The organism is Actinomadura sp. 6K520, assembly GCF_004349245.1.
Classification (GTDB): domain Bacteria; phylum Actinomycetota; class Actinomycetes; order Streptosporangiales; family Streptosporangiaceae; genus Spirillospora.
On sequence record NZ_SMLC01000100.1, the window covers coordinates 19,428 to 27,542 of the forward strand.

Sequence of the window (8,115 nt, forward strand, 5' to 3'; positions counted from 1 at the left end):
GTTCATCCCTTGTCTGTTCTCCGGTCGCCGGCCGTCAGGCCGTGCCGCCGAAGATGTCGATCCGCTCGCCCTCGGCAAGGCTGACGATGGCGCGCTTGGTGTCCTTGCGCTTGCCGTAGCCGAACCGCGTGCGCTTGCGCTTGCCCTGCCGGTTGAGCGTGTTCACGTTCGTCACCTTGACGCCGAACACCGCCTCGACGGCCTGCTTGATCTGCGTCTTGTTGGCGTCCGGGCGGACGACGAAGGTGTACTTGTTCTCGTCCAGCAGCCCGTAGCTCTTCTCCGAGACGACCGGCGCGATGATGACGTCGCGGGGGTCGGCGATCTTGTTCACGGCAGACCCTCCTTACTTCTTCGCCGCGCGCGAGATGAACTCGTCGTACGCCGTCTTCGTGAAGACGACGTCGTCGTTCACCAGCACGTCGTAGGTGTTGAGCTGGTCGGAGACGAGCACGTGCACGCTCGGCTCGTTGCGCAGGCTCTTCCAGGTCAGCTCGTCCTCGCGGTCCAGGACCAGGAGGACGCGCTTGGCCTCGGTGCCCGCTCCGTGCGCTTCGGAAAGCACTGTGCGCAGCGCGGCGAGCGCCGTCTTCGTCTTGGGGGTGTCGCCCTCGATGAGGTTGTCGACCACGTGGACCCGGCCGTACCGGGCGCGGTCCGACAGGGCGCCGCGCAGCGCGGCGGCCTTCATCTTCTTGGGCGTCTTCTGGGCGTAGTCCCGCGGCTGCGGGCCGTGCACGGCGCCGCCGCCGGCGAACTGGGGCGCGCGGGTCGAGCCCTGCCGGGCGCGGCCGGTGCCCTTCTGCCGGTACGGCTTCCGGCCGCCGCCGCGGACCTCGCCGCGCGTCTTGGTCGCGTGGGTGCCCTGCCGGGCCGCGGCGAGCTGCGCCACCACGACCTGGTGGATCAGCGGCACGCTGGTCTTCGCGTCGAAGACCTCGGCGGGCAGGTCGATGTCGAGCTTGGTCGTCACTTGCCCGTCCCCTTCACTGCGTCGCGGACCAGCACCACGGCGCCGTTGGGACCGGGAACCGCGCCCTTGATGAGCAGCAGGTTCTTCTCCGCGTCGACGGCGTGGAGGGTCAGGTTCTGCACGGTGGTGCGGGCGTTGCCGTGCCGCCCCGCCATCCGGAGGCCCTTGAAGACGCGACCGGGGGTCGCGCAGCCGCCGATCGAGCCGGGCGAGCGGTGCTTGCGCTGGGTGCCGTGCGAGGCGCCGAGGCCCTTGAACCCGTGGCGCTTCATGACACCGGCAGTGCCCTTGCCCTTGCTCGTCCCGGTGACGTCGATCTTCTGGCCGGCCTCGAAGACGCTGGCGGTGATCTCCTGGCCGAGTTCGTACTCGGTGGTGTCGTCTGCCCGCAGTTCGACGAGGTAGCGGCGCGGCGTGACGCCGGCCTTCTCGAAGTGACCCGTGCGCGGCTTGTTCACCTTGCGCGGGTCGATCTGCCCGAACCCGAGCTGGACGGCGGTGTAGCCGTCCTTCTCCTGGCTGCGGAGCTGGGTGACGACACACGGCCCGGCCTGGACGACGGTCACCGGAACGATCCGGCCCTCATCGTCGAAGACCTGGGTCATGCCGAGCTTCTCGCCCAGGACGCCCTTCCTCTGCTTACTCATCTCTCGGTGCGTCCCTTAGAGCTTGATCTCGATGTCGACGCCCGCGGGAAGGTCGAGCCGCATGAGCGAGTCGACCGTCTTGGGCGTCGGGTCGATGATGTCGATCAACCGCTTGTGCGTGCGCATCTCGAAGTGCTCGCGGCTGTCCTTGTACTTGTGCGGCGAGCGGATGACGCAGTACACGTTCTTCTCGGTCGGCAGCGGCACCGGGCCCGCGACCTTGGCGCCCGTCCGCGTCACCGTCTCAACGATCTTCTTCGCGGAGGTGTCGATGACCTCGTGGTCGTAGGCCTTGAGCCGGATGCGGATCTTCTGTCCCGCCATGGTGGCCTCGGTGTCCTTTGCTGTAGTGCCGCTGTTTTCTTCGGTGATCGTGGTGCGGCGGCCCGGCTTCGGGTTTCCCCGGCGGCCGGGCCGCCGCGACTACGAGCGTGTTACTTGATGATCTTGGTGACGCGACCCGAGCCGACGGTCCGGCCACCCTCGCGGATGGCGAACTTCAGGCCCTCCTCCATGGCGACCGGCTGGATCAGCTCGACCTTCATTTCGGTGTTGTCGCTCGGCATGACCATCTCGGTGCCCTCGGGGAGGGTGACCACGCCGGTCACGTCCGTGGTCCGGAAGTAGAACTGCGGACGGTAGTTGTTGAAGAACGGCGTGTGCCGGCCGCCCTCGTCCTTGGACAGGATGTAGACCTGCGCCTCGAACTCGGTGTGCGGGGTCGTCGTGCCCGGCTTGATGACGCACTGGCCGCGCTCGACGTCCTCGCGCTTGATGCCGCGCAGGAGCAGGCCGACGTTGTCGCCCGCCTGGCCCTGGTCGAGCAGCTTGCGGAACATCTCGACGCCGGTGACCGTGGTGCTCGTCGACTTCTCCTTGATGCCGATGATGTCGACGGTCTCGTTGACGTTGACGACACCGCGCTCGACGCGGCCGGTGACGACCGTGCCGCGGCCGGTGATCGAGAAGACGTCCTCGATCGGCATCAGGAACGGCTTGTCGATGTCGCGGACCGGCTCCGGCACGTTCTCGTCGACGGCGTTCATGAGCTCGACGATCTTCTCGGACCACGCCTCGTCGCCCTGCAGCGCCTGGAAGGCGGAGACGCGGACGACCGGGAGGTCGTCGCCCGGGAACTCGTACTCGGTGAGCAGCTCGCGGACCTCGAGCTCGACGAGCTCCAGGATCTCCTCGTCGTCCACCATGTCGCACTTGTTCAGCGCGACGACGATGTAGGGGACGCCGACCTGGCGGGCCAGGAGCACGTGCTCCTTGGTCTGCGGCATCGGGCCGTCGGTCGCGGCGACCACCAGGATGGCGCCGTCCATCTGCGCCGCACCGGTGATCATGTTCTTGATGTAGTCGGCGTGCCCCGGGCAGTCGACGTGCGCGTAGTGCCGGGCCTCGGTCTGGTACTCGACGTGCGCGATCGAGATGGTGATGCCGCGCTCGCGCTCCTCCGGCGCCTTGTCGATGTCCTCGAACGGCGTGAAGGGGTTGAGGTCCGGGTACTTGTCGTGGAGCACCTTGGTGATCGCCGCGGTAAGCGTGGTCTTACCGTGGTCGATGTGTCCAATGGTGCCGATGTTCACGTGCGGCTTCGTCCGCTCGAACTTGGCCTTCGCCACTGGTTGCTCCTTGTTGCGATCCTCGGCCGTGTATAGACGACCGCTTCGATGTACGTCCTGATGATCTGTGGGCAGGCCCGGACTATTCGCCCCGCGCCTTGGCGATGATCTCCTGCGCGACGTTCGACGGAACCTCGGCGTAGGAGTCGAACTGCATGGTGAAGACAGCCCGGCCCTGGGTCTTGCTTCGCAGATCACCCACGTAGCCGAACATCTCGGACAGGGGCACGAGCGCCTTGATGACGCGCATGCCGTGCCGCTCGTCCATGGACTGGACCTGACCGCGGCGGCTGTTGAGGTCGCCGATCACGTCGCCCATGTTGTCCTCGGGCGTGGTGACCTCGACCGCCATCATCGGCTCCAGCAGCGTGGGGGACGCCTTGCGGGCGGCCTCCTTGAACGCCATGGAACCGGCGACCTTGAACGCCATCTCCGAGGAGTCGACCTCGTGGTAGGCGCCGTCCTGCAGGGTGACCTTGACGCCCACCATCGGGTAGCCGGCCAGGACACCGAACTCGGCGGCCTCCTGGCAGCCCGCGTCGACCGACGGGATGTACTCCCGCGGGATGCGGCCACCGGTGACCTTGTTCTCGAACTCGTAGCCGTCGGACCCGCCGCCGAGCGGCTCCAGGTCGATGATCACGCGGCCGAACTGGCCGGAGCCACCCGTCTGCTTCTTGTGGGTGTACTCGACCTTCGCGACCTTCTTGGTGATCGTCTCGCGGTAGGCGACCTGCGGCTTGCCGACGTTGGCGTCGACCTTGAACTCGCGCTTCATCCGGTCGACGAGGATCTCCAGGTGGAGCTCGCCCATGCCGGAGATCACGGTCTGGCCGGTGTCCTCGTCGGTGCGGACCGTGAAGGACGGGTCCTCCTCGGCCAGCCGCTGGATCGCGGTGCTCAGCTTCTGCTGGTCGGCCTTCGTCTTCGGCTCGATCGCGACGTGGATGACCGGTGCCGGGAAGTTCATGGACTCCAGCACGATCGGGTGCTTGTCGTCGCACAGCGTCTCGCCGGTGGTGGTCTGCTTGAGCCCCATCACCGCGACGATGTCACCGGCGCCCGCGCGCTCGATCTCGGTGCGCTTGTTGGCGTGCATCCGGTAGATCTTGCCGATGCGCTCCTTGCGCTCCTTGACGGAGTTCATCACGTTCGCGCCGGACTCCATGACGCCCGAGTAGACGCGCACGAAGGTGAGCTTGCCGAGGTGCGGGTCGCTCATGATCTTGAATGCGAGCGCGGAGAACGGCTCCTCCTCGCTCGGCTTGCGCGTCAGCGCCTGCTCCTCGTCGCGGACGGCGTGGCCCTCGATGGCCTCGACGTCCAGCGGGGAGGGCAGGTACCGGACGATCGCGTCCAGGAGCGGCTGCACGCCCTTGTTCTTGAAGGCCGTGCCGCACAGCACCGGGGTGAGCTTGGCTGCGATCGTCGCGCGGCGGATGCCGGCGTAGAGCTGCTCCACCGTGGGCTCCTCGCCCTCCAGGTACAGCTCCATGATCTCGTCGTCGTTCTCGGCGAGGGTCTCGACCAGCTTGTCGTGGTACTCCCGCGCCGTCTCGGCGTGCGTGTCGGGGATGTCGACGACGTCGTACATCTCGCCGAGCTTGGCCTCTTCGTTCCAGACGAGGGCCTTCATCCTCACCAGGTCGATGACGCCCTTGAAGTCGGCCTCGGCGCCGATCGGCAGCTGCAGCGGCAGCGGGGTCGCGTTGAGCCGGTTCTCGATCATGTCGACGCAGCGGTGGAACTCCGCGCCGACCCGGTCGAGCTTGTTGACGAAGCACATGCGGGGCACGCCGTACCGGTCGGCCTGGCGCCACACCGTCTCGGACTGGGGCTCCACGCCGGCGACACCGTCGAACACCGCGACCGCACCGTCGAGCACCCGCAGGTTGCGCTCCACCTCGACGGTGAAGTCGACGTGCCCGGGGGTGTCGATGATGTTGATCGTGTGGTCGTCGTCGTCCACGGGCCAGTGGCAGGTGGTGGCGGCGGAGGTGATGGTGATCCCCCGCTCCTGTTCCTGCTCCATCCAGTCCATGGTGGCGGCGCCGTCGTGGACCTCGCCGATCTTGTAGCTGATGCCCGTGTAGTACAGGATCCGCTCGGTCGTCGTGGTCTTGCCCGCGTCGATATGGGCCATGATCCCGATGTTGCGGACCTTGGCCAGGTCTACACCGGTTTTGGTAGCCACTGTCGCGTCCTCGCGTCGTCTCGTCGTTGCAGTTCCGCCGGGATTACCAGCGGTAGTGGGCGAAGGCCTTGTTGGACTCCGCCATCTTGTGCGTGTCCTCGCGCTTCTTGACAGACGCGCCAAGACCGTTGCTGGCGTCGAGCAGCTCGTTCATCAGCCGCTCGGTCATGGTCTTCTCGCGGCGCTGCCGGGCGTACACCACCAGCCACCGCAGGGCGAGCGTGGTGCTGCGGGCCGGCCGCACCTCCACGGGGACCTGGTAGGTCGCGCCGCCGACGCGGCGGCTGCGGACCTCCAGGGTGGGCTTGACGTTGTCGAGCGCGCGCTTGAGCGTGACGACCGGGTCGTTGCCGGTCTTCTCGCGGGCGCCCTCCAGGGCGTCGTACACGATGTTCTGCGCGATCGAGCGCTTGCCGTCCAGGAGAATCTTGTTGATGAGCGCGGTGACCAGCGGCGAGTTGTACACCGGGTCAGCGATCAGCTGGCGCTTGCCAGCGGGGCCCTTGCGCGGCATCAGCTCTTCTCCTTCTTCGCGCCGTACTTGCTGCGCGCCTGCTTGCGGTTGCGAACGCCCTGCGTGTCGAGCGAACCGCGGATGATCTTGTACCGAACACCCGGGAGGTCCTTCACACGTCCGCCGCGCACGAGCACGATCGAGTGCTCCTGGAGGTTGTGCCCGACACCGGGGATGTAGGCCGTGACCTCGATCCCGCTGGTCAGCCGGACACGGGCGACCTTGCGCAGCGCGGAGTTCGGCTTCTTGGGCGTCGTGGTGTAGACGCGCGTGCAGACGCCCCGCCGCTGGGGGCTCTCCTTCAGCGCGGGCGTCTTGTTCTTGGTCACCTTGTCCGTCCGGCCCTTTCGGACCAGCTGCTGGATCGTGGGCACCGCGTCTCCGTCTTCCTCGTACCGAGCCGGTAAGTCTTCATCGCTGCAATCACCACCTCAGGCGAGGCTGTGACCTGCCGGTTTCCCGACCTCTCCGACCCACGCGGTCGGGCGTGTCGCCGTCTCACGGAAATACAACCGCGCGAAACCGACACAGACCGCCCGGCCCAAAAGGGGCCGAATCAAGCCGGGGAGTTGAGTCTCTTTCATCCGGTGCCCCGGCGGCCGAGACCACCGAGCTCACCGACGTGAAAAAGCCCATTGGATGCGGCGCTGGGGCTGGCCTGACTGGACCTCGCCGACGCACACGCATAGCCACCCGCACACAGCGGGCACAAGTGAAGAGGTTACCGACCGCTGCGCCAAAGTGCAAAATGAGGAGCGCATTACAGCGTGCCGCCCTCCGGCGCAAGCCCGCGAGGCGTGGAGCGCCCCGTTCCCCGGGATGTTCAACGCCCGGAGGCCCCCGGCCGTTCCCGCCGGTGAAGCGGGAAGACCCGTCGGCATTGTGTCCTACGTCCCCGCGGTTGGGGAAGACTTGGACCGGCTTTTACGCCGGTCCAAAAGGTCCTACCGGTCCCTACAGGACGAAGGCCACGATCGCCACCACGAGGATGACCACCACGGCGACGGCTCCGCAGATGAGCAGGATCATGTTCTTGCTGCTCTTGCCCTTGCTCTCCTCGCCCGTCCCGTAGGCGGGCTGCTGGCCGTACTGTCCCTGCTGACCATACTGCGCGGGCTGACCGGGCTGACCGGGCTGGCCGTAGGGCTGCTGCTGCCCGTACTGCTGCTGGCCCTGGGCCTGGCCGGCCTGCTCGCCGGGCTGGCCGTACTGCTGGCCGTACCCCGGCTGCTGCGCCTGCTGGCCGAAGTCCTGCTGCTGGCCGTAGGGCTGCTGCCCGAACTGCTGCTCACCGGGCTGGCCGGACTGGCCGGGCTGGCCGCCGTACGGCTCCGGCTGGCCGAAGCCCTGCTGCTGCCCGAACTGCTGGCCGCCCTGCTGCTGGGCCTGCTGGCCCCACTGCTGCTGGCCGATGTCCATCCGGGTGTGCTCGGCCATGCCCTGCGGGTCGGCCCCGCCCGGCGACTCGGCGCGGCCCTGGGACGGGTCGAACACCTCCGTCGCCCGCGAGTCCTCCACGCCGCCGGCCTCGGCCGGGGGCCGGTACAGGTCCTCCACCGGGTTGCCGGTCGGCTGCGAGCCCGCGCCGTACCCGGACTCGGGCGGCGGCACCATCATCGTCCGCTCGCTGTCGACCTGACCGGGCTGCCCGGGACGGCCGCCGGGCTGTGCCGACTCCGGCGACCACGGCTCGGGCGTGGCCGGCGGCGTCGGCGCCTGCCACGGCTCGGCCGGGGGCTCCTGCTTGCGCTCGGGGCCGGTGGCGACCGGGATGTCGGTGCCGGGCGACCAGTGCAGCGTCGCCTGGTCGTCCACGACGGGCCGCTGCCGCTCCCCCTCCGGGGCGGCGGCGCCGGGGCCGGGGACGATGAGCGTGCGGTCCTCCGACTGCTCGGGCTGCTGCGGCGCCTGCTCGGCGGCCGGGCCGGGCCGGCCGCCGTACGGCGGCGCCTGCTGACCGTACTGGGGCTGCTCCGGCGGGGCGCCGTGCGTCGGCTGCTGCGGGTATCCGGGCTGCTGCCCGTACGGCGGCGGCTGCTGCCCGTACTGGGGCTGCTCGGGCTGCTGGCCGTAACCGGGCTGGGGCTGCCCGTACTGCGGCTGCTCGCCCGGCGGGACGTACTGGTCCTGCGGGGGCGGGTATCCGCCCGGGGCGGGAG

General features: G+C 68.4%; 8 protein-coding genes and 1 pseudogene. All 9 read right to left on the minus strand.

Annotation, left to right across the window (positions count from 1 at the left end):
* Nucleotides 1–34 precede the first annotated feature (34 nt).
* Nucleotides 35–334, minus strand: coding sequence for a 50S ribosomal protein L23 (rplW, locus tag E1289_RS24025; protein ID WP_131983869.1), 300 nt, complete (start codon nt 332–334; stop codon nt 35–37).
* 12 nt (nt 335–346) lie between these two features.
* Nucleotides 347–973: a 50S ribosomal protein L4 gene (gene rplD, locus E1289_RS24030; RefSeq protein WP_131983871.1), complete on the minus strand. Its 627-nt coding sequence runs from the start codon at nt 971–973 to the stop codon at nt 347–349.
* The gene (rplC, locus tag E1289_RS24035) at nt 970–1,620 is read right to left on the minus strand and encodes a 50S ribosomal protein L3 (RefSeq protein WP_131983873.1); all 651 of its coding nucleotides are present in this window, start codon (nt 1,618–1,620) and stop codon (nt 970–972) included. The genes rplD and rplC overlap by 4 nt, the downstream gene beginning before the upstream one ends.
* 15 nt (nt 1,621–1,635) lie before the next feature.
* On the minus strand, nt 1,636–1,944 hold the full coding sequence (gene rpsJ, locus E1289_RS24040; RefSeq protein WP_018657599.1) for a 30S ribosomal protein S10: 309 nt from the start codon (nt 1,942–1,944) through the stop codon (nt 1,636–1,638).
* Nucleotides 1,945–2,054: 110 nt separating this feature from the next.
* Nucleotides 2,055–3,248, minus strand: coding sequence for an elongation factor Tu (tuf, locus tag E1289_RS24045; protein WP_131983875.1), 1,194 nt, complete (start codon nt 3,246–3,248; stop codon nt 2,055–2,057).
* 82 nt (nt 3,249–3,330) lie between these two features.
* Nucleotides 3,331–5,442, minus strand: coding sequence for an elongation factor G (fusA, locus tag E1289_RS24050; protein ID WP_131983877.1), 2,112 nt, complete (start codon nt 5,440–5,442; stop codon nt 3,331–3,333).
* A 43-nt stretch (nt 5,443–5,485) separates the two neighbouring features.
* Nucleotides 5,486–5,956 carry a 30S ribosomal protein S7 gene (rpsG, locus tag E1289_RS24055; RefSeq protein WP_131963176.1) on the minus strand — a complete coding sequence of 157 codons (471 nt, stop codon included), beginning with the start codon at nt 5,954–5,956 and terminating at the stop codon, nt 5,486–5,488.
* Nucleotides 5,956–6,330, minus strand: coding sequence for a 30S ribosomal protein S12 (rpsL, locus tag E1289_RS24060; RefSeq protein ID WP_131952923.1), 375 nt, complete (start codon nt 6,328–6,330; stop codon nt 5,956–5,958). Before rpsL ends, rpsG begins: the two co-directional genes overlap by 1 nt.
* A 580-nt stretch (nt 6,331–6,910) precedes the next feature.
* A pseudogene (locus E1289_RS39105) lies at nt 6,911–8,115 on the minus strand (hypothetical protein); the annotation flags it as partial.

Bases quoted from the DNA above. Each gene is read 5' to 3' on its own strand.
- rpsG (WP_131963176.1), bottom strand. From the start codon at position 5,956: ATGCCGCGCAAGGGCCCCGCTGGCAAGCGCCAGCTGATCGCTGACCCG.
- rpsJ (WP_018657599.1), bottom strand. From the start codon at position 1,944: ATGGCGGGACAGAAGATCCGCATCCGGCTCAAGGCCTACGACCACGAG.
- rplC (WP_131983873.1), bottom strand. From the start codon at position 1,620: ATGAGTAAGCAGAGGAAGGGCGTCCTGGGCGAGAAGCTCGGCATGACC.